Consider the following 22418-nt stretch of genomic DNA (forward strand, 5'->3'; position numbering starts at 1 on the left):
GCGCGGGAGAGTGCGATGTGGCGGTGTGCGGGATTGCTGGGTGTTTTGCTGTTGCTCGGGGGTTGCCAGACCACCCACGAAGACTTGATCGCCAAAGGTTATCCACCGGCCTTCGCCGACGGTTTTGACGATGGCTGCGTCAGTGGCCGGCAAGCCGCCGGCTCGATCAGTGGCGAGTTTCGCAAGAACGTGCCGCGCTATCTCAAGGACAAGCAATACGCCGAAGGCTGGACCGACGGCTTTCGCCAGTGCCAGGCGATGCTGGAGAACAAGGATCGCGAAGAGTATCGCAACGAGCACTGGGACGAACGCGAGCGCGCCTGGCAGCAGCAGAAAGATCAGGACGCCGGGCGGGCTTATCGCTCGCAATAGGTCGTTTCCAGACATCCAGTGAAACCAAATGCCGGCGACCATGGCCCAAACTCTTTGCAGAGGAGGACAGCATGAGCCGCGCTTTCGTGAACGAAGATAACGCCGCTGCGCAAGCCGATCAGCCCGTCGAACGGCAGGTCAGTGCGCAGCCCAATTACGTCACACCCCAAGGATTGGCGCAGTTGCAGGCCAAGGTCGCCGAACTGCAAGCCCTGCACGCCGAGCAATCGGCCAAGGGCGAACGGGCCGACAAGCAGCGCCAAGCCGATCTCGAAAGAGATTTGCGCTACTTCAACCAACGCCTCGCCAGCGCACAGGTCGCGGCCCCGGCGATCTCGACCGATAAAGTGCAGATCGGCAGTTGGGTGACCTACGCCGACGAACACGACACCGAAAGTCGGGTGCAATTGGTCGGCGAAGATCAGGCCGACGCCAGTCAGGGTTTGATCAACTGGGCCTCGCCGTTGGGCCGGGCATTGCTTGGTGCCCGGCTCAATGACGAAGTGCTGTGGCAGCGCCCCGCTGGCGATCAGGTGATTGAAGTGATTCGCATCGAACCGGCTTAAACCACACCCTGCGCGAGCATCGCATCCGCGACTTTGACGAAGCCGGCGATGTTCGCGCCTTTGACGTAGTTGATCCGCCCGTTCTCTTCGCCGTAATGCACGCAGGCATGGTGGATCGACTGCATGATCGCGTGCAGCTTGCTGTCCACCTCACCCGCCGTCCACAGCAGGCGCATGGCGTTCTGCGACATCTCCAGCCCACTGACCGCTACCCCGCCGGCGTTCGACGCCTTGCCCGGGGCGAACAGAATGCCGGCCTCGATGAAGATATCCACGGCCGCCAGCGTGGTCGGCATGTTCGCGCCTTCGGCGACGCACACGCAGCCATTGCGCAGCAGCGTACGAGCAGATTCGGCGTCGAGCTCGTTCTGCGTGGCGCAGGGCAGCGCGATGTCACACGGCAGCGACCAGGGCAACTGACCGGCACGGAATTCCAGACCGAACGCCGTGGCCAATTCGCTGATGCGTCCGCGTTTGACGTTTTTCAGTTCCAGCAGCGCCTGCCACTGTTCTTCGCTCAGGCCCGATTCGCAGTACAACGTGCCTTCGGAGTCGGACAGCGAAATCACCTTGCCGCCCAGGTCCATGACCTTGCGCGCCGCGTACTGCGCGACGTTGCCGGAACCAGAGATCGCCACGCGCTTGCCTTCGACGGTCTGCCCGCGGCGCTTGAGCATCTCCTCGGCGAAGTACACGCAACCGAAACCGGTGGCTTCCGGGCGAATCAGGCTGCCGCCATAGGTCATGCCTTTACCGGTCAACACGCTGGTGAACTGGTTGCTCAGGCGTTTGTACTGGCCAAACAGGAAACCGATCTCCCGCGCACCGACACCGATGTCGCCAGCCGGTACGTCAACGTCCGCGCCGATGTGGCGGTACAGCTCGCTCATGAACGCCTGGCAGAAACGCATGACTTCGGCGTCGCTCTTGCCCTTAGGATCGAAGTCCGAACCGCCCTTGCCGCCACCCATGGGCAATGAGGTCAGGGAGTTCTTGAAGGTCTGTTCGAAGGCGAGAAACTTCAGCACGCCCAGGTTCACCGAAGGATGGAAGCGCAAGCCGCCCTTGTACGGGCCGATTGCGCTGTTCATCTGAATGCGGAAACCGCGATTGACCTGGACCTTGCCCTGATCGTCGACCCACGACACGCGGAACACCACTGCGCGCTCCGGCTCGCAGATGCGCTCCAGAATGCCCGAGGTCAGGTAACGCGGATTGGCTTCGAGAAACGGCCACAGACTGCGCAGGACTTCTTCGACGGCCTGGTGGAATTCGGGTTGATCCGGGTCGCGTTTTTTCAGGCGGGCGAGGAAGGATTCGACGGATTCGATCATGGGAAAAGTCTCGGCAAATTTATTGTCGTTGGAAGCGATTGAGCCGGACTGTAACAAACGATTTGCGCACAGGAACAGCGCAAAATGTCGCAGTTATGAAATTAAATGGTGCACAGGATATAAATAAGGCGGTTTTTTGAGCTGATTCTGCACCTGAATGGGGAGGTCAAATTGAAGTAATGCACCAACAGTTACATCGATATCGCGAGCAGGCTCACTCCTACAGGAGACCGCATTCCAATTGTAGGAGTGAGCCTGCTCGCGATGGCCACGACTCGGAATCACTGAAAAAAACTCAAAAAAAACGGAGCCCGAAGGCTCCGCTTTTTCATGCAACCAACCCGAATCAGGCCAGTTTCTTGTGGCGTACCCGGTGTGGCTGGGCCGCCGCTTCTCCAAGACGCTTTTTGCGGTCGGCTTCGTACTCGGTGTAGTTGCCTTCGAAGAACACCGCTTGCGAGTCGTCTTCGTACGCCAGGATGTGAGTCGCGACGCGGTCCAGGAACCAGCGATCGTGAGAGATCACAATGGCGGCGCCCGGGAAGTCCAGCAGGGCTTCTTCCAGGGAACGCAGGGTTTCAACGTCGAGGTCGTTGGACGGTTCGTCGAGCAGCAGGACGTTGCCGCCCTCCTTCAGGGTCAGCGCCAGGTGCAGACGACCGCGCTCACCACCGGACAGGTCCTTGACGAACTTCTGCTGGTCGCCGCCCTTGAAGTTGAAGCGACCGACATAAGTGCGCGATGGAATCTCGTAGTTGCCGATGCGGATCTGATCGGAACCGTCGGAGATCTGCTGGAACACGGTCTTGCTGCCGTCGAGGTCTTCGCGGCTCTGGTCAACGCAGGCCAGTTGCACGGTTTCGCCGACTTCGATGGTGCCGGAATCCGGAGTTTCCTTGCCCATCAGCATGCGGAACAGGGTCGACTTACCGGCACCGTTACCACCGATCACGCCGACAATGGCGCCCTTCGGCATGGAGAACGACAGGTTGTCGATCAGCACGCGATCGCCGTAACCCTTGGTGACGTTCTTGAACTCGATGACCTTGTCGCCCAGACGCGGACCGGCCGGGATGTAGATCTCGTTGGTTTCCGAACGCTTCTGGAATTCCTGCGATTGCATTTCTTCGAAGCGTTGCAGACGAGCCTTGGATTTCGACTGGCGGGCTTTCGCGCCTTTGCGCACCCACTCCAGTTCTTCCTTCATGGCTTTTTCGTGAGCCGACTGCTGCTTGGATTCGGCCGCCAGACGATCGGACTTGGCTTCGAGCCAACCCGAATAGTTGCCTTCGTACGGAATGCCCGCGCCGCGGTCGAGTTCCAGAATCCAGCCGGCGACGTTGTCGAGGAAGTAACGGTCGTGCGTGATCGCGACCACGGTGCCCGGGAAGTCGTGCAGGAAGTGCTCCAGCCACGCCACCGAATCAGCGTCCAAGTGGTTGGTCGGTTCGTCGAGCAGCAGCATGTCCGGAGCGGACAGCAGCAGACGGCACAGGGCCACACGACGTTTTTCACCACCGGACAGGTGTTCGACCTTGGCGTCCCAGGCCGGCAGACGCAGGGCGTCGGCGGCGACTTCCAGTTGACGCTCCAGGTTATGACCATCGCTGGCCTGCAGGATCGCTTCGAGCTTGGCCTGTTCGGCAGCCAGTTTGTCGAAATCGGCATCCGGATCAGCGTAAGCGGCGTAGACCTCGTCCAGACGCGCTTGCGCATCCTTGATCACGCTGACCGCTTCCTCGACCACTTCACGCACGGTCTTGGTCGGATCAAGTTGTGGCTCTTGCGGCAGATAACCGATGTTCAGGTCCGGCATCGGACGGGCTTCGCCCTCGAACTCGGTGTCGACGCCGGCCATGATTTTCAGCAGCGTGGATTTACCCGAACCGTTGAGGCCGAGTACGCCGATCTTGGCGCCGGGGAAGAACGACAGCGAAATGTTTTTCAGGATTTCCCGCTTCGGCGGAACAACTTTGCCCAGCCGATGCATGGTGAAGACGTATTGAGCCATGGAGAACCTTGGGTCAGTGACAGATGAATGATTGGAGCGCAGGCGATGCCCGGCCAGACCGATGCGCGTCGTTCACTTGATGGTCATCAATGCGTGCGCGCGGAAAAAAAGTCTGATTCTAGGAGCTGGAACGCTCCCGCGTAACCGGCAAAGCTACCTGAATGACCGGTGGCAGTCCAGCCGAGTGGGGCTGGCACTTCGCCACAACTCAAGGCATGCTAGCCGCCCTTCGGGCGTCCGGCTTATAGTGCACGTCGCGCCAGTCCAGCCAAACCGCAGGATTTCAGCTTGTCCAACGTTACCCCGCCAGCTTCTGTGAGCGCGTCCAATCCGGGGACCGGCTCGCCCCTGCGCGGAACATTGAAGGGGGCATTGGCGACGCTGGTACTTTTGCTGCTGGCCCTGCTGTTCTGGCAACTGCTCGATCAATTGCGCGAGACCCAGAAAAATCAGCGCCAGTACACCATCGACTACACCGCCGACCTCGCCTCGCAGGTCAGCCTGAACATGTCGCTGAATGCGCAAATCGCCCTCAACCTGCTACCGATCGTCGAACAACCGCAGTCGTCCGACGAACAGCAGGCGCTGGTGCGCAAGCTCCAGCAATCGCTGCCGGACCTGCGCAGCCTGGCCCTGCTCAGCCCGTCCGGGAAAATCCTCAACGACAGCGCCAGCGACAGCCACGACGCCGATTACCTCGCTGAACTGGTGCGCCGCAGCCGCGCCCAGGCGCATTACTTCAGTAACGCCGACGACGGCTCGGTGGTGCATCTGTTGTTGCATCAGGCCAGCGGCAGCACGCGCGGCTACTGGGTATTGCGCCTGACCCCGACCTTCTTCGACTCGCTGACCAAGCTGGGCGAAACCGGCATCCGCCCGTTGTGGCTGGTGGAAAACCGTCTCAACCATCAGATCATCAGCCGCGACGAAGCGCTGTCTTCTGCCCGGCCCGGGGTGCTGAGCCCGGACGACATGGCCAACACCGTGCTCACCGTGCCACTGAGCAGCAGCGACTGGCAGTTGCGCGGGCTGTTCGATCGTCAGCGCGTGCTCGAAGAACTGCTGCCAGCGTTCATCGGCAAATGCCTTCTGGGCCTGGCGTTCTCGATGTTGCCGGTGATCGCGCTGCTGAACATGCGTCGCCGCCAGCGCCAGTTGCATGAAGGCCGCCGGCGCTATCAGGACATCTTCGAAGGCACTGGCGTTGCGTTGTGCGTGCTCGATCTGTCCGGCCTCAAGCAGGTATTCGACAAAGCACAGATCCAGACCAGCGACCAGCTCAAGGCCTGGCTCGACCAGCCGGCCCAGCGCCAGCAACTGCTGCAGGAACTGCGCGTCACCGAGGTCAATCAGGTGGCGCTGCAACTGCTCAATGTCAATTCCTGCGAGCACGCCTGGCAGTTGCTGATCGATGGCCATCCGCACAGCCAGTGCGCCATCGGCAACCAGGTGCTCGACGCAGTTTTGCAGCAACAGAATCAACTGGAACTGGAAATCAGACTGCCGGACATCAACGGCCGCGATCAGCACCTGTGGATGGTCCTGCGCCTGCCTGAGGAGCTGCACGACTATAAAGCGGTGATTCTGAGCATCAACGACATCACCAGCCGCAAGCTGATCGAACTGTCGCTGCTGGAGCGCGAAGGCTTCTGGTCGGACGTGGTGCGCACCGTGCCGGATCATCTGTATGTGCAGGACGTGATCAGCCAGCGGATGATTTTCAGCAACCACCACCTCGGCCAGACCCTCGGTTACAACCGCTCCGAGCTGCACCAGATGGGCGAGTACTTCTGGGAAATCCTCCTGCATCCGGAAGACGCCGACTATTACCACCGCTCGCGGCAGATGCAGCGGCACGCCGGGTACAGCCAGCTGTTGCAGTGCCAATTGCGCTTCCGCCATCGCGACGGTAAATGGCGGCGCTTCGATATTCGTGAGCAGGCGCTGGCCCGTGACAAACATGATCAGGTCACGCGGATCATCGGCGTGGCCAAGGACATCACCGAGCAGATCGAGGCCAGCGAATCGCTGCGCGACAGCGAGCAGCGCTACCGCATGCTCGCCGAAAGCATCAGCGATGTGATTTTCTCCACCGACAGCAAGCTGTCGTTGAACTACGTCAGCCCGTCGGTGCAGGCGGTGCTGGGTTACGACGCCGAGTGGATCTTCCAGAATGGCTGGCAATCGACGATCGCCAACCCGCAGCAGCTATCCGGCATCTACACCTTGATGGATCGGGTCAGCAAAGCGCTCGACAAGCCTGAGCAACTCGCGCAACTGCGAAGCCAGGTACAGACGCAGATGTTCCTGTTCGACTGCCTGCGCGCCGACGGCCGCAAGATCCCGATCGAGCTGCGTCTGGTGCTGGTGTGGGACGAACACGGCGCGTTCGAAGGCGTGCTCGGCGTCGGTCGCGACATCAGCCAGCAGCGCCGCGCCGAGAAAGACTTGCGCATGGCCGCCACGGTATTCGAGCACTCGACCTCGGCGATCCTGATCACCGACCCGGCCGGTTACATCGTGCAGGCCAACGAAGCCTTCAGCCGGGTCAGCGGTTATGCGGTGTCGGAGGTGCTCGATCAGTTGCCGAACATGCTCACCGTCGACGAGCAACAGGACGCGCACCTGCGCTACGTGCTCAAGCAATTGCATCAGCACAGCACCTGGGAAGGCGAAGTCTGGCTCAAGCGCCGTAACGGCGAGCATTACCCGGCGTGGGTCGGCATCACGGCGGTACTCGACGATGAAGGCGACCTGGCCAGTTACGTGTGTTTCTTCAGCGACATCAGCGAGCGCAAGGCCAGCGAACAGCGCATCCATCGCCTCGCCTACTACGACGCCCTGACCCACCTGCCGAACCGCACGCTGTTCCAGGATCGTCTGCACACCGCGCTGCAATCGGCCGAACGGCAGAAGTCGTGGGTGGTGCTGATGTTCCTCGACCTCGACCGCTTCAAACCGATCAACGACTCCCTCGGCCACGCCGCCGGCGACCGCATGTTGAAAGACATGGCCACGCGGTTGCTGGCCTGCGTCGACGATGACGACACCGTGGCGCGCATGGGCGGTGACGAGTTCACCTTGCTCCTGCAACACCGCTCCAGCCGCGAAATGGCGCTGAACCGAGCGATTCATGTGGCCGAGCAGATTCTCGCCAGCCTGGTGCGTCCATTTGTGCTGGAAGGTCGCGAGTTCTTCGTCACCGCCAGTATCGGCATCGCCCTGAGCCCGCAGGACGGCAACGAACTCAGCCAGTTGATGAAGAACGCCGACACCGCGATGTACCACGCCAAGGAGCGCGGCAAGAACAACTTCCAGTTCTATCAGGCCGACATGAACGCCAGTGCACTGGAACGTCTGGAGCTGGAAAGCGACCTGCGTCATGCGCTGGAGCAGAACGAATTTGTCCTGTACTACCAGCCGCAATTCAGCGGCGACGGCAAACGCCTGACTGGCGCCGAAGCGCTGCTGCGTTGGCGTCATCCGCGTCGCGGGCTGGTGCCGCCGGGGGATTTCATTCCGGTGCTGGAAGAGCTGGGTCTGGTGGTCGACGTTGGCGACTGGGTCATCAGCGAAGCCTGCCGTCAGCTCAAGACCTGGCACCAGAACCGCGTGCGCGTGCCGAAGGTCTCGGTGAACATTTCGGCGCGGCAGTTCTCCGATGGCCAGCTCGGTACGCGCATCGCCACGATCCTGCGCGAAACCGGGCTGCCACCGGCGTGTCTGGAGCTGGAGCTGACCGAAAGTATCCTGATGCGCGAAGTCAGCGAAGCAATGCAGATTCTGGCCGGGCTGAAAAACCTGGGCCTGAGCATTGCGGTCGACGACTTCGGCACCGGTTATTCGTCGCTGAACTACCTCAAGCAATTCCCGATCGACGTGCTGAAGATCGACCGTACCTTCGTCGACGGCCTGCCGTCAGGCGAGCAGGACGCGCAGATCGCCCGCGCGATCATCGCCATGGCCCACAGCCTGAATCTGGCGGTAATCGCCGAGGGCGTGGAAACCCATGAGCAACTGGACTTCCTGCGCGAGCACGGTTGCGATGAAGTGCAGGGCTACCTGTTCGGACGACCGATGCCGGCGAGCCGGTTTGAAGCGCAGTTCAGCAATGATGCGCTATTCATGTTCGACTGATTTTTTGCGGCACCGCCAATGACGCCTTCGCGAGCAAGCCCGCTCCCACATTTGACCCGGTTTCTTCAGGATATACGCGGTCCACTGTGGGAGCGGGCTTGCTCGCGAAAGGGCCGGTACAGACGCCGGAAAAATCTGCGGTGCAGCCATCCCCAGCAGGCTGGCTGTCACAGGGACTTGCCGTGGATCAGTATTCTCCGGTTGAAACGCGGCCATTGTGGAGCCAGCAAAAGCACCGCACATCTGTCATGAACGCCACTTGTCTGCGACATGATGTCGTTTCATATGCCATCCAAAACCCATTGGGTTAGAATGCCCCCCTTTTCTGCCCCCGATCCTTGAGGACCGCCATGTTCAGCCGTGATTTGACTATTGCCAAGTACGACGCCGATCTCTTTGCCGCCATGGAGCAAGAAGCTCAGCGCCAGGAAGAGCACATTGAGCTGATCGCTTCGGAAAACTACACCAGCCCTGCGGTGATGGAAGCTCAAGGCTCGGTACTGACCAACAAGTACGCTGAAGGCTACCCGGGCAAGCGCTACTACGGTGGTTGCGAGTACGTCGACGTTGTTGAACAACTGGCCATCGACCGCGCCAAAGAGCTGTTCGGCGCCGATTACGCCAACGTTCAGCCGCACGCCGGTTCCCAAGCCAACGCCGCTGTTTACCTGGCCCTGCTGCAAGGTGGTGACACCATCCTGGGCATGAGCCTGGCCCACGGTGGTCACCTGACTCACGGTGCCAGCGTTTCGTCCTCCGGCAAGCTGTACAACGCCGTGCAGTACGGCATCGACGCCAACGGCCTGATCGACTACGACGAAGTCGAGCGTCTGGCGGTTGAGCACAAGCCGAAAATGATCGTGGCCGGTTTCTCTGCCTACTCGCAGATCCTCGACTTCCCACGCTTCCGCGCCATCGCTGACAAAGTCGGTGCCTACCTGTTCGTCGACATGGCTCACGTGGCCGGTCTGGTCGCCGCTGGCGTCTACCCGAACCCGGTGCCATTCGCTGACGTGGTCACCACCACCACGCACAAGACCCTGCGCGGTCCTCGTGGCGGTCTGATCCTGGCGCGCGCCAACGCCGAGATCGAGAAGAAGCTGAACTCCGCGGTATTCCCGGGCGCCCAGGGTGGCCCGCTGGAGCACGTGATCGCCGCTAAAGCGATCTGCTTCAAGGAAGCGCTGCAGCCTGAGTTCAAGGCTTACCAGGAACAAGTGGTGAAGAACGCCCAGGCCATGGCCGAAGTGTTCATCGAGCGCGGTTTCGACGTGGTGTCCGGCGGTACCAAAAACCACCTGTTCCTGCTGTCGTTGATCAAGCAGGACATCTCCGGTAAAGACGCCGACGCCGCGCTGGGCAAAGCGTTCATCACCGTGAACAAGAACTCCGTGCCAAACGATCCACGCTCGCCGTTCGTCACTTCCGGCCTGCGCTTCGGCACCCCGGCTGTGACCACTCGCGGCTTCAAAGAAGCAGAGTGCAAAGAGCTGGCCGGCTGGATCTGCGACATCCTGGCTGACCTGAACAACGAAGCGGTGATCGACGCCGTTCGTGAGAAAGTCAAAGCCATCTGCAAGAAACTGCCGGTGTACGGCGCGTAATCGCGACGTTAAATCCGCAGCATGAAAAACCGGCCAAGTGATTGGCCGGTTTTTTTGTGCCCACATTTTTTCAAACGCCTGAACCGCTCAAGAATGGGACTCACCGCACAACTGGTCAGACCGGTCATGCCAATTCGTCAATTTTCACTTGCGATCCGTAAAAATCCGCGCCTAGACTGCGCCCGCACTGGACATACCGGTAAGACCACAATAATTAAGTTCTGAATCTGATGCGCCCAAAGGCGCACGGCAGCCAGGACACCGACCAGGATTCCTCCCATGCTCAGATGGTGCTCGCGTTCAATCTTCCTCCAAGTGGTTCTCGGACTGGTGCTCGGCATCGTCTGCGGGCTGACCCTTCCCGAATATTCCGCTCAGCTCAAACCGCTGGGTGACGGCTTCATCAAACTGATCAAGATGCTTATCGGCCTGATCGTGTTCTGCGTGGTGGTCAGCGGCATCAGCGGCGCGGGCGATCTGAAGAAGGTCGGGCGCATCGGCCTCAAGTCGGTGATCTACTTTGAAGTGCTGACCACCATCGCGCTGGTGATCGGCCTGGTATTCGCCTTCAGCACCGGAATCGGCAGTGGCGCGAATATCCATCTGGAGCAGTTGTCCGCCGCCGACATGGGCGACATCGCCGAACGCGGCCAGCATATGCACACCACCACGCAGTTCCTGATGGACCTGATTCCGACCTCGGTGCTCGGAGCCTTCGCCGACAACAACATCCTGCAGGTACTGCTGTTCTCGGTGCTGTTCGGCAGCGCGCTGAATCTGGTGGGCGAAGCGGCTTCCGGGATCTCACGGCTGATCAACGAGCTGAGCCATGTGATCTTCCGGATCATGGGCATGATCGTACGCCTGGCGCCGATCGGCGTGTTCGGCGCCATCGCCTTCACCACCAGCAAATACGGCCTCGATTCGCTGCAACACCTGGGCAGTCTGGTGGGCTTGTTTTACCTGACCTGCATGGCGTTCGTCAGCGTGATCCTCGGCGTGGTAATGCGCGCCTCGGGCCTGCGTCTGTGGCCCCTGCTCAAGTACCTGCGCGAAGAATTGCTGATCGTCATGGGCACCGCTTCTTCCGACGCCGTGCTGCCACAGATCATGCGCAAACTTGAACACCTGGGGATTGGCAGCTCGACAGTCGGGCTGGTGATTCCCACCGGCTATTCGTTCAACCTCGACGGTTTCTCGATCTACCTGACCCTGGCCATCGTGTTCATTGCCAACGCCACCGGCACGCCACTGGCGATGACCGATCTGCTGACGATTCTGCTGGTGTCGCTGATCACTTCCAAGGGCGCCCACGGCATTCCCGGCTCGGCGCTGGTGATTCTGGCGGCGACGCTGACGGCGATCCCGGCGATTCCGGTCGTGGGTCTGGTGCTGGTACTGGCAGTGGACTGGTTCATGGGCATCGGTCGGGCACTGACCAACCTGATCGGCAACTGCGTCGCTACCGTGGCCATCGCCCGTTGGGAAAAGGACATCGATGTGCAACGCGCCAACAAAGTACTCAGCGGTCAGCAGGGCTACACCTTTCAACCGCGTAAAAGCGGAACTCCGGCGCACCAGCAAGAGTTCTGATTTTCAACCCCGCAGAAGCTGCCGCAGGCTGCGATCTTTTGATCCTGTTTGCGGCAGCCCCAACGGGCTCACGGAGCAAGACAAGTGATCACCACATCAACCGTCGTCAACTCAGTCGTAGAAAAACTGCGCGCCGCCCTCGCCCGTGGTCAGTGGCGCTCCGGCGACATGCTGCCGGGCCAGCGCGAACTCGCCGAACAACTGGGCATCAGCCGCCCAAGCCTGCGCGAAGCGGTGATCGTCCTGGAAACCCTTGGCCTGGTGCGTTCGATGCCGGGCAAAGGCGTGGTGGTGCTCGACGCCCAACTCAGCGACAGCCAGAGCCACGACAGCGCGGTGGCCGGCGCCAGCCTCGAAGACGTGTTGCAACTGCGCTACACCCTAGAGCCGTTCATCGTCGGTCTGGTCGCGCAGTCGATCAGCAGCAAGGAAGTCGGGCAATTGCGTCTGACCCTGATGGACATGCGCGAAGCCCTTGAAGCCGGTGACAGTGAAGCCGGGGTCAGCGCCTACATCGCCTTCCACGAGGAGCTGTTCACCCTGACCTCGAACCCGATCTTCCAGAGTGTGGTGCAGCAAACGAGCAATGCCCTCAAGCAAAGCGCCGAAGTGCTGCGCAATTCGCCTGAGCATCTGGCCGAACGCCTGGAAGAAAACGAAGCGGTGGTGCGCGCAATCCGCAGCAAGAACAGCGCTCAGGCCAGCGCCGAAATGCGTCGGCACATTCTGCGCGAAGGCCAACGGATGGGCGTTGAATTGAACATTCCGGATGACAACCTCAGCCACTGATTGATTCACACTGGAGACCGGCCATGAACAGCCTTGCCACGTCGCCGCACACTCGTCAGATGTCGGCCCCCCTGCCCTTCTCCCGCCTGCAGGCGTCGGCAGACGATCTGTACCCGCGGCTGTTCGACGCGATTCTGGACCGGCGAATCGACCCGGCCAGCCGCTTCACCGAAGACAGTCTCAAGCAGATGTTTGGCGTCAGCCGCGCCGATGTTCGCCGGGTGCTGACGCAGTTGTCCCATGAGCAGGTGATTGTGCTGCGCGCCAACCATCGGCCACGGGTCGCCACACCGGATGCCGAGCAGACCCGGCAAACCCTGCACGCCCGGCGCCTGACCGAAGCGACGCTGGTGCGTCTGGCTTGTCAGAATACGTCAGCGGAGGGTTTGAAACGGTTGCGAGGGTTGGTCGAACGCGAACGCCTGGCCGTGACACAGGAACGGCGTGCGGCGGCGATTCGATTGTCCGGCGAGTTTCATCTGCAGTTGGCACAAATGGCGGGGAATGCACCGTTGGCACATTTCCTTGGCAGCCTGGTGCCGTTGACGTCGCTGGCGATTGCGCGGTGTGATGGATCGACGCCGGGTTGCTGCGCGTGGCAGGAGCATCTGGCGATTGTCGAGGCGGTCGCGTCTGGGGATATGTCCATGGCTGAGCGACTGATGAATCAACACCTGGATCATCTTGAGCAGACCTTGCTGGGTACAGCCCTTGAGCATCGTGTCGCCGGTTAGATCGCCTTCGCGAGCAAGCCCGCTCCCACAGTGAATTGCATTCCTCCTGACAGAATGCGGCCTACTGTGGGAGCGGGCTTGCTCGCGAAGGTGTCAGCCCTGGCGCCGAGAAACCATCAGGCAGAAGTCACTCTGGCAAACCCGGCCCGAATCTTCTCTTCCGGCAAATCATCGGCAATAAACACAATCACACTTTCCCGCGCCTCACCCTCGGCCCACTCGGTGTCCCAGTCGAATCCGTAAAGTTTCAGTACGCCCTGAAACACCAGCCGCCGATCCTCGCCAGCGATGTTCAACACGCCCTTGTAGCGCAACAACTGCTTGCCATGTTCTTCCAGCAGCTCATTCATGAACTCGCTGAGCTGATCGATATCCAGCGGCTGGTCTGTGCGCAGCACCAGGCTGGAGATACGGTCGATGGAAGGCGCCTTGCTCACCGGACGCAGGCTCACCCCGCCATCGAGGTCGGCATTGAGATTGAAGCCACGCACGTCGAGCAGTTCGGCCAGATCGATGTTGCCATGCTCGACCACGCGGATCGGCGCGCGACGATTGATCCGCGTCAGGCGTTCGCCCAGCGCGGTGAACGTGGCCTCATCCACCAGATCGGTCTTGCTCACCAGCAAGCGGTCGGCGAAACCGATCTGCGCCTGAGCAATGGTCTGGGTCAGGTGCTGGTCGGCATGGGCGGCATCCACGAGGGTGATGATGCCGTCGAGCAGATAACGCTCGCGCAGTTCCTCATCGATGAAAAAGGTCTGCGCCACCGGGGCCGGGTCGGCCAGACCGGTGCACTCGATCACCAAGCGATCGAAGGCGATTTCGCCGTTGTCCAGGCGTTCGAGCAGCAGGTACAAGGCCTTGGTCAGGTCAGTGTGGATGGTGCAGCAGACGCAGCCGTTGGCCAGGGTCATGACTTGCACCGGTTCGTCGCCGAGCAACTGGGTGTCGATGCCGGCGTCGCTGAATTCGTTCTCGATCACGGCGATCTTCAGGCCATGCTCGGCTTTGAGCAGATGGCGCAACAAGGTGGTCTTGCCGGCACCGAGGAAACCGCTGAGTACCGTTACGGGTATGGGAGAAGACAAAACACGATCTCCTTAAAGAAACACAAAACAAATGTGGGAGCGGGCTTGCTCGCGAAAGCGGTGTGTCAGTCACCACACGTATCAACTGACACTCCGTATTCGCGAGCAAGCCCGCTCCCACCGGGGGATTACCTCAACCGCAGGCTGTCAGCTCAACAGCACTTCGGCCCACCCTTGCCACCGTAACGCGCTTCCTGACGTTCGCGGAAGAACATCTCGTAGCTCATCACCGGTTTGTCCGGGTGTTTGGTTTGCATATGCTCGACGTAGGTGTCGTAGTCGGGCATGCCGACCATCAGGCGCGCGGCCTGACCGAGGTATTTACCGAGGCGACTCAGGTCATTGAACATGGTGCAATCCTCTGGTTACGCGTCCGGCAGGGCCTGGAATGGCGATTCTTTATCCGTACGCTCTTTTTTGCCCCAGGCAGCGATGCCGACCTTGAGCGCATAGAACAGGATGCTGAAGACCACGAACAGGAACAGCGCAGTGAGCGTTGCGTTGGTGTAGGCGTTGAAGATCACGTGCTGCATCTGCTCGATACTCTTGGCCGGGGCAATGACTTGGCCGGCGGCCAAGGCATCGCTGTACTTCTTGGCCAGCGACAGGAAGCCGATCGCCGGGTTGGCGTCGAACAGCTTGATGAAGCCTGCGGTGGTGGTGCAGATCAGCAGCCAGGCGGCTGGCAGCAGGGTCACCCAGATGTAGCGCTGACGCTTCATCTTGATCAGGACCACGGTGCCGAGCATCAGCGCGATACCGGCCAGCATCTGGTTGGAGATACCGAACAGTGGCCACAGGGTATTGATGCCGCCCAACGGGTCGATCACGCCCTGATACAGCAACCAGCCCCACATCGCCACACAACCGGCGGTGGCGATGAGGTTGGCGGTCCACGATTCGGTACGTTTCAGCGCCGGCACGAAGGAGCCGAGCAGGTCCTGCAGCATGAAACGCCCGGCACGGGTACCGGCGTCCACAGCGGTCAGGATGAACAGCGCTTCGAACAGGATCGCAAAGTGGTACCAGAACGCCATGGTGTTTTCACCCGGCAGGACACTGTGCAGGATCTGCGCGATGCCGACCGCCAGGGTCGGCGCACCGCCGGCACGAGCCAGGATGGTGGTTTCGCCGATGTCGTGAGCCACGGCTTGCAGCGCCTCCGGCGTGATCGCGAAGCCCCAGCTGCTGACCATCTGCGCCACCGATGCGACGTCACCGCCGACCACGGCGGCCGGGCTGTTCATGGCGAAGTACACGCCCGGCTCGATCACCGAAGCGGCAACCATGGCCATGATCGCCACGAACGATTCCATCAGCATGCCGCCGTAACCGATGTAGCGCGCGTTGGTTTCGTTATCCAGCAGCTTCGGCGTGGTGCCCGAAGAGATCAGCGCGTGGAAACCCGATACCGCACCGCAAGCGATGGTGATGAACAGGAACGGGAACAGACCACCCTTCCACACCGGGCCGGTGCCGTCGACGAACTGGGTCAGCGCCGGCATTTTCAGCTCGGGCATGGTCACTAGAATGCCGATCGCCAGAGCGATGATGGTGCCGATCTTGAGGAACGTCGACAGGTAGTCGCGTGGCGCGAGGATCAGCCACACCGGCAACACGGCGGCGACGAAGCCGTAACCGATCAGCATCCAGGTGATTTGCACGCCGGTGAAGCTGAAGGCCTTGGCCCACACCGGATCAGCGGCAATCTGCCCACCGAGCCAGATCGAACCGAGCAGCAGCAACACACCGATGACCGAGATCTCGCCGATGCGGCCCGGGCGGATGTAGCGCATGTAAATGCCCATGAACATCGCGATCGGGATGGTCGCCATCACGGTGAAGATGCCCCATGGGCTCTCCGCCAGTGCCTTGACCACGATCAGCGCCAGCACCGCGAGGATGATGATCATGATCAGGAAGCAGCCAAACAGGGCGATGGTGCCGGGGATGCGGCCCATTTCTTCACGCACCATGTCGCCCAGGGAACGGCCGTTGCGCCGGGTCGACATGAAAAGGACCATGAAGTCCTGCACCGCGCCCGCCAGCACCACCCCGGCAATCAGCCACAGCGTGCCGGGCAGATAACCCATCTGCGCCGCCAGTACCGGGCCGACCAGAGGTCCTGCGCCGGCGATGGCCGCGAAGTGGTGACCGAAAAGAATGTGTTTGTTGGTTGGAACGTAGTCCAGACCGTCGTTGTTGAGCACGGCGGGGGTGGCCCGACGCGGATCCAGTTGCATCACATTGTTGGCGATGAACAGGCTGTAGTAACGGTAAGCAACCAGATAAATGGCCACGGCCGCGACCACGATCCACAAGGCGTTGATCGCCTCTCCTCGGCGCAATGCCACTACGCCCAGGGCGCACGCTCCTACGATTGCCAGCACTAGCCAGGGTAAGTGGCGTAGCAGGCTATTATTATTTTTCATTTTATTATTCCAGCCAGGGTGGACAAGAAAGACAGCCACCCCGAGTTTAGCGCTTACGGCGCCAAAGGCCATACCCCGACGTTGGTCTAGACGGCTGGTTGATTGGCAGCCACCCGCGAGTCGGGTCTATAGTCAGCGAACTCTCCCGAGGATTGCGCCATGAGCGAACACCCAGCCAATCGCCGTCGCTTCAAACGTATTGCGTTCGATGCCAGAACCGAGCTGAGTCAGGGCCAATTCATCTGGCCGGTGAAGTTGATCGATCTGTCGCTCAAGGGCTTGCTGATCGAGAAGCCGGAGCCGTGGCTGGGGGACAAGGAGCAGGATTTCTTCGTCGACATTCATCTGAGCGATGACGTGAATATTCAGATGGATGTGCATCTGGCCCACGAGGATCACGGGCAACTGGGGTTTAAATGCCGGCATATCAGTCTGGAATCGATCCAGCGCTTGCGGCGGTTGATCGAGCTGAATCTGGCGGATGAAACCGAGCTTGAGCGCGAATTGGGTGCCTTGATCGAAATCTAGCCGCCAAATCAACGTGGGAACACTCTTGTGGTGAGGGGATTTATCCCCGATGGGGCGCGGAGCGGCCCTGATAAATCTGGGTCTGCTGCGCAGCCCATCGGGGATAAATCCCCTCACTACAGGATTTCATTCAAACAAGGGAACGGCGTTTACTCGAATAATGCGTCGAGCGCCTGCTCCAGGCGGGTCACGGCAATGATCTGTAACCCCGGCGGCGCTTCTTTCGGTGCATTGCCCTTGGGCACGATCGCCCGTTTGAAGCCATGCTTGGCCGCTTCCTTCAAGCGCTCCTGCCCGCTCGGCACCGGGCGCACTTCGCCAGACAAACCGACTTCGCCAAACACCAGCAAATCATGCGGCAATGGCCGGTTGCGCAGGCTCGACATCACCGCCGCCATCAACGCCAGATCCGATGCGGTCTCCAACACCTTCACCCCGCCGACCACGTTGAGGAACACGTCCTGGTCGTGAGTCGGAATACCACCGTGACGGTGCAATACCGCCAACAACATCGCCAATCGGTTCTGATCAAGGCCCAACGTCACGCGCCGTGGATTGGCCAGATGGCTGTCATCCACCAGCGCCTGCACTTCCACCAGCATCGGCCGGGTGCCTTCCCAGGTGGCCATCACCACACTGCCCGGGACTTCTTCCTGGGCACGGGTGAGAAAAATCGCCGACGGGTTGGAGACTTCTTTCAGGCCTTTGTCGGTCATGCCGAACACACCGAGTTCGTTGACCGCACCGAAACGGTTTTTCACCGCCCGCAACAGACGCAAACGGCCATCGGATTCGCCTTCGAAATACAGCACGGTATCGACCATGTGCTCCAGCACTCGCGGACCGGCGAGCGCGCCTTCCTTGGTAACGTGACCAACGAGGAAAATCGCCGTGCCGCTCTGCTTGGCATAACGCACCAGCAGCGCCGCGCTCTCGCGTACCTGCGACACGCCGCCGGGGGCCGACTGCAATTGTTCGGTGAAAATGGTCTGGATCGAGTCGATCACCATCACCTTGGGTTTTTCCTGACGGGCGGTGGCGATGATGGTTTCGATGCAGGTTTCGGTCATCACCCGCAGTTGATCCTGGGGCAACCCCAGACGCCGGGCGCGCATCGCCACCTGCTGCTGGGATTCTTCGCCGGTGACGTACAGCGCCGGCATGCTCTTGGCGAGGTTGCACAGGGTCTGTAACAGAATCGTCGACTTGCCGATGCCCGGGTCACCACCGATCAGCACCACCGAGCCGTCGACCAGACCGCCACCCAAAACCCGATCCAGCTCACCGGACGCGGTGGAGAAGCGCGGAATCTCCTCGATGCTGACTTCGGCCAGGGTCTTGATCTGCGCCTGCTGCCCGGCCCAGCCGGTACGCCCGGTGGGCGCCGTGGCCCCGCCGCTTTCGATCATGGTTTCGGTCAGGGTGTTCCAGGCGCCGCACTCGCCGCACTGGCCTGCCCACTTGGGAAAGGTTGCGCCGCACTCGGTGCAGCCGTACATGCGCTTGGCCTTGGCCATCTGGATCCCCCGGCAAAAACCGCGATGATAACGCAGCCACCGCTCAGCGCGGCGCGGCGGTGCGGATTTCGCCGTTGGCCAGACGCGCGGCGCTATTGCCCAGCGGGTCTTCGGCATTGAGATCGGCGCCTTTGGCCTTGAGCGCATCGAGCAGTTCGACACGCTTGAACAACCCGGCGTACATCGCCGCAGTCTGGCCTGCGCCGTTGCGCTGATCGGGGCTGCAATCGGTGGCCATCAGCCTTCGAGCAATCTGCATCTCGCCTTTGAAAATCGCGCCCATCAGCGCTGTGTTGCCACGTTGGTCCTGCGCGCAGGCATCAGCGCCCGCCGCCAGTAACCGGTCAACTGCTGCGCCCTGGCCGTGATACGCCGCCAGAATCAAAGCCGTGTAGCCCTTGCTGTCGCGGGTATCGAGGGAATAACCGGACTCGATAAAGGTCTCGAGCATCGGCACATCACCACGCCGGGCGGCATCGAAATAGTAATCCTGCAACTGCGCCTTGATCGCCTCGGGGTTCTGTTCGGCCAGCGCTGTAAATGACAGGCAACCGAGCAACAGTAAAAGAAAGGCACGCATAAACGCTCTCCTTGGGCAGAACGGGGCCTGAATCAGGCCCCGCGTTGCATGGCGTCGAGATCAGTCGACCAGTTTCGCTGCCAGCGCCTTGACCCGGCTCAGGTCACCCTTGGCCACTTTGGTCACACCGGTGCCGTATTCCGGATCTGCCTTATAAAGAAAGGACAGGATGATGTGCTTGCTCTCGTCATCGGTGGTCGCCAGCGAACCGCCGAAGCTGGCGATCAGGTCCTGACGCTCCTGCTGGCTGAACGAGCGATACAGATCCCCGGCCTGTTTGAAGTTCTGCTCACGCTGAATCTTCGCCTGCTGGGTGCTGCCCGACAGTGCCAGTTGGCTGTAACGCGCGCTCTGCGGCTCTTCACGCGGTTGCAGGCGGCTTGGCTGATAGTTCACGCCAGACGCCGTGGCACCGAAGTTCATCGCACCGTCCTGATTGCCATTGTTGACCGCAACTTTTGGCGCATTGATCGGAAGTTGCAGGCCGTTTGCACCCAGGCGATACATCTGCGTATCGGCATAAGAAAACACTCGACCTTGCAACAGACGATCTTCTGAAGGTTCGATACCCGGCACAACATTGGCCGGGGCCATGGCAACTTGTTCGGTTTCCTGGAATACATTGGCCGGATTACGGTTCAACACCATTTGTCCAACTTTTCGCTCAGGAACATTCGGCCAGATCTTGGTAGCGTCCAATGGATCGAAATCAAACTTGGACAAATCTTGTGGATTCAGCACTTGGATGTACAAGTCCCATTTCGGGAAATCACCCTTATTGATATGACTGACCAGATCATTAGTCATATGACTGTAATCTTTGCCCTGAACTTTCTCGACTTGTTCAGGTGTCAGGTTTTTGATGCCCTGCAAACTTTTCCAGTGGAACTTCACATAGTGCACTTCGCCTTTGGCGTTAACCAACTTGTAGGCATGCACGCCATTACCGTCCATTTCCCGATAACTGGCTGGGGTACCTGAATTGGAATACAGCTCGGTCAGCGTGCGAGTGGCTTCCGGCACGTGGGAGAAGAAGTCGAAACGACGCGAGTCATCGTCAAGGTTGGTGCGTGGATCGGGTTTGAACGCATGGACCATGTCCGGAAACTTGATCGCGTCGCGAATGAAGAAGGTCGGGAAGTTGTTGCCGACCAGGTCCCAGTTGCCATCAGCGGTGTAGAACTTGGTGGCAAAGCCCCGTGGATCACGCAGGGTTTCCGGGGAGTGGTTACCGTGAACCACTGCGGAGAAGCGCACGAACACTGGCGTCACCTGCCCGGCAGCGAATACCTTGGCCTTGCTCAGGTCGCTGAGGTCGTTGGTCACGGTGAACGTGCCATGGGCACCGGTACCGCGGGCATGCACCACACGCTCGGGAATGCGCTCACGGTCGAAACGCTGGAGTTTCTGGATCAGTTGCACGTCTTGCAGCAGCACCGGGCCGTTGGCGCCGGCGGTTTGCGAGTTCTGATTGTCGCCCACCGCTGCACCATTATCCCGGGTCAGGGGCGCGGCGTGCACGGAGAAGGTCAACAGGCTGGCGGTGAGTACGCCGAGCGTACGGCGATGGGGAAAAGCCCCCAGTCCAAGGGTGGAATTCATATCAGGTTCCTCTGGTTCTTTTGGGCGCATCCAGGTGCGCCAACCAGAGGCTAGAGGGCTAAGTCCGCGAACATAAATAGAAAGTTCGTAACCCGACGATTGAAAATTTTGGCTTCCCGATCAGCGTGTTAGGGCGTATTTCGCGCGCGATTAGTGGCACTTTGCAAACTAATTGCAGATTTATCGGTCGATAAAAACGGGCATTGTAAGAAGGTGTTTCGCGCAGGACGCGTTTGCTGATTTACACTGCGTACACCAACCTCATCTGTAACAAGGAAATAACCTATGGGCGTGCTTAGTGAGTTCAAGGCCTTCGCGGTCAAAGGCAATGTGGTCGACATGGCCGTCGGTATCATCATCGGTGCCGCCTTTGGCAAAATTGTTTCGTCGTTTGTCGGCGACGTGATCATGCCGCCAATCGGCCTGTTGATCGGAGGGGTGGACTTCAGTGATCTGGCCATCACGCTTAAAGCCGCCGAGGGCAACGCCCCTGCCGTGGTCATGGCTTACGGTAAATTCATCCAGAGCATTCTGGACTTCGTGATCGTCGCCTTCGCGATCTTCATGGGTGTCAAAGCCATCAACCGCCTTAAACGCGAAGAAGCCGTAGCCCCTTCCCTGCCACCGGTTCCGACCAAGGAAGAAGAGTTGCTCGGTGAGATCCGCGATCTGCTCAAGGCCCAGAACAACCGGCCTTGACTGCTTGATGAATAAAGAACGGCGCCTGATGGCGCCGTTTTTTTACCAGTAGTTTTCCACCGCCACCTGTCCCGGCCGCCGCGTCAGGCTCAGGCTCATGTGGCGTTTCTTCAGCAGTGCCCGGGTGTCGTCGATCATCTGCGGATTGCCGCACAGCATGACGCGCGAGTGCTCGGGGGCCAGTTCAACGCCGGCTTCACGCTCCAGCTCGCCACTTTCAATCAGGCTGGTAATACGGCCATGCAAGGCACCAGGAACCTTTTCTCGGGTAATGGTGGGAATGAACTGCATTTTATGGGCGTGTTCTGCCAGGTACTCACGCTCGGACAGTTCTGCAATCAACGACTGATAGGCCAGTTCCCGCGCTTCGCGCACGCTGTACACCAGAATGATCCGCTCGAATCGCTCCCACACTTCGAAGTCCTGCAGAATCGACAGAAACGGCGCAACCCCGGTCCCGGTGGATAACAGCCACAAATCCCGACCGTCGACAAACCGATCCAGCGTCAGGTAACCAAAGGCCTGGCGTTCCACCAGCAGGGTATCGCCGACCTGCAAGCGACTAAGTTCACTGGTGAATTCGCCACCTGGCACCACGATGGAGAAGAACTCGAGAAACTCGTCGAAGGGTGAAGAGACCATCGAGTAAGCACGCCAGACCGTGCTGCCATCAGCCTTTGTCACCCCCAGGCGAGCGAATTGTCCCGCGCGAAACCTGAAGCCCGTATCGCGCGTGGTGCGCAGGGTAAACAGACTGGGGGTCAAAGGCTGCACGTCGAGCAAGGTCTGGGCAGTAAATTTATCTGCGCTGACAGTCATGGGGGCACTCCAC

18 protein-coding genes are annotated in these 22418 nt (G+C 60.2%); 9 read left to right on the forward strand and 9 right to left on the reverse strand.

What is annotated here, in order from left to right:
* The first annotated feature begins 15 nt into the window (after positions 1–15).
* Both ACOYXI_RS15250 and ACOYXI_RS15255 read left to right on the forward strand, forming a co-directional pair.
* A complete protein-coding gene (locus tag ACOYXI_RS15250; protein ID WP_007963787.1) occupies positions 16–372 on the forward strand; it encodes a hypothetical protein in 357 nt (118 codons plus the stop codon).
* Between the two features lie 71 nt (positions 373–443).
* Complete coding sequence (locus ACOYXI_RS15255) at positions 444–938, forward strand: GreA/GreB family elongation factor (RefSeq protein ID WP_098965705.1); 495 nt, start codon at positions 444–446, stop codon at positions 936–938.
* Here the strand turns inward: ACOYXI_RS15255 and gdhA are convergent.
* Positions 935–2272, reverse strand: a complete 1338-nt coding sequence (gdhA, locus tag ACOYXI_RS15260; protein WP_210558634.1) for an NADP-specific glutamate dehydrogenase — start codon at positions 2270–2272, stop codon at positions 935–937. The two genes, ACOYXI_RS15255 and gdhA, sit on opposite strands and share 4 nt — an antisense overlap.
* 346 nt (positions 2273–2618) lie before the next feature.
* The gene (gene ettA / locus ACOYXI_RS15265) at positions 2619–4283 is read right to left on the reverse strand and encodes an energy-dependent translational throttle protein EttA (RefSeq protein WP_003228391.1); all 1665 of its coding nucleotides are present in this window, start codon (positions 4281–4283) and stop codon (positions 2619–2621) included.
* A gap of 288 nt (positions 4284–4571) precedes the next feature.
* Here ettA and ACOYXI_RS15270 point away from each other — a divergent pair, with 288 nt between their 5' ends.
* From ACOYXI_RS15270 to ACOYXI_RS15290, 5 genes are all read left to right on the forward strand, one after another.
* Entirely contained in the window at positions 4572–8420 is a 3849-nt protein-coding gene (locus tag ACOYXI_RS15270; protein WP_461675007.1) for a sensor domain-containing protein, read from the forward strand.
* A 350-nt stretch (positions 8421–8770) separates the two neighbouring features.
* Positions 8771–10024 carry a serine hydroxymethyltransferase gene (glyA, locus tag ACOYXI_RS15275; protein ID WP_003228394.1) on the forward strand — a complete coding sequence of 418 codons (1254 nt, stop codon included), beginning with the start codon at positions 8771–8773 and terminating at the stop codon, positions 10022–10024.
* A gap of 279 nt (positions 10025–10303) precedes the next feature.
* Positions 10304–11617 carry a C4-dicarboxylate transporter DctA gene (locus tag ACOYXI_RS15280; protein WP_097089270.1) on the forward strand — a complete coding sequence of 438 codons (1314 nt, stop codon included), beginning with the start codon at positions 10304–10306 and terminating at the stop codon, positions 11615–11617.
* Positions 11618–11701: 84 nt separating this feature from the next.
* Complete coding sequence (locus ACOYXI_RS15285; protein ID WP_027612834.1) at positions 11702–12406, forward strand: FadR/GntR family transcriptional regulator; 705 nt, start codon at positions 11702–11704, stop codon at positions 12404–12406.
* Between the two features lie 23 nt (positions 12407–12429).
* Positions 12430–13140 (forward strand): GntR family transcriptional regulator, encoded by a 711-nt coding sequence (locus ACOYXI_RS15290; protein ID WP_098965711.1) that lies wholly within the window; start codon positions 12430–12432, stop codon positions 13138–13140.
* 116 nt (positions 13141–13256) lie between these two features.
* On the opposite strand, the gene yjiA is transcribed toward ACOYXI_RS15290, so the two are convergent.
* The 3 genes from yjiA to ACOYXI_RS15305 form a co-directional block, all read right to left on the reverse strand.
* On the reverse strand, positions 13257–14228 hold the full coding sequence (gene yjiA / locus ACOYXI_RS15295; protein WP_098965713.1) for a GTPase: 972 nt from the start codon (positions 14226–14228) through the stop codon (positions 13257–13259).
* A 152-nt stretch (positions 14229–14380) separates the two neighbouring features.
* On the reverse strand, positions 14381–14578 hold the full coding sequence (locus ACOYXI_RS15300; protein WP_003228401.1) for a YbdD/YjiX family protein: 198 nt from the start codon (positions 14576–14578) through the stop codon (positions 14381–14383).
* Positions 14579–14593: 15 nt separating this feature from the next.
* Complete coding sequence (locus ACOYXI_RS15305) at positions 14594–16660, reverse strand: carbon starvation CstA family protein (protein ID WP_007963766.1); 2067 nt, start codon at positions 16658–16660, stop codon at positions 14594–14596.
* Positions 16661–16819: 159 nt separating this feature from the next.
* Here ACOYXI_RS15305 and ACOYXI_RS15310 point away from each other — a divergent pair, with 159 nt between their 5' ends.
* Positions 16820–17188, forward strand: a complete 369-nt coding sequence (locus ACOYXI_RS15310; RefSeq protein ID WP_461675008.1) for a PilZ domain-containing protein — start codon at positions 16820–16822, stop codon at positions 17186–17188.
* A gap of 149 nt (positions 17189–17337) precedes the next feature.
* Here the strand turns inward: ACOYXI_RS15310 and radA are convergent, their stop codons facing one another.
* The 3 genes from radA to katB are packed head-to-tail and all read right to left on the reverse strand — an operon-like array spanning position 17338 to position 20887.
* Positions 17338–18705, reverse strand: a complete 1368-nt coding sequence (radA, locus tag ACOYXI_RS15315; RefSeq protein WP_007963764.1) for a DNA repair protein RadA — start codon at positions 18703–18705, stop codon at positions 17338–17340.
* Between the two features lie 43 nt (positions 18706–18748).
* The gene (locus ACOYXI_RS15320) at positions 18749–19285 is read right to left on the reverse strand and encodes an ankyrin repeat domain-containing protein (RefSeq protein ID WP_098965717.1); all 537 of its coding nucleotides are present in this window, start codon (positions 19283–19285) and stop codon (positions 18749–18751) included.
* A gap of 60 nt (positions 19286–19345) precedes the next feature.
* The gene (gene katB / locus ACOYXI_RS15325) at positions 19346–20887 is read right to left on the reverse strand and encodes a catalase KatB (RefSeq protein ID WP_115988853.1); all 1542 of its coding nucleotides are present in this window, start codon (positions 20885–20887) and stop codon (positions 19346–19348) included.
* 285 nt (positions 20888–21172) lie between these two features.
* On the opposite strand from katB, the gene mscL reads away from it, so the two are divergent.
* Positions 21173–21586 (forward strand): large-conductance mechanosensitive channel protein MscL, encoded by a 414-nt coding sequence (gene mscL, locus ACOYXI_RS15330; RefSeq protein WP_027612841.1) that lies wholly within the window; start codon positions 21173–21175, stop codon positions 21584–21586.
* A gap of 42 nt (positions 21587–21628) precedes the next feature.
* On the opposite strand, the gene ACOYXI_RS15335 is transcribed toward mscL, so the two are convergent.
* Positions 21629–22405, reverse strand: coding sequence for a ferredoxin--NADP reductase (locus ACOYXI_RS15335; RefSeq protein WP_461675009.1), 777 nt, complete (start codon positions 22403–22405; stop codon positions 21629–21631).
* Positions 22406–22418 lie beyond the last annotated feature (13 nt).

The organism is Pseudomonas sp. G3-19, from assembly GCF_054855875.1.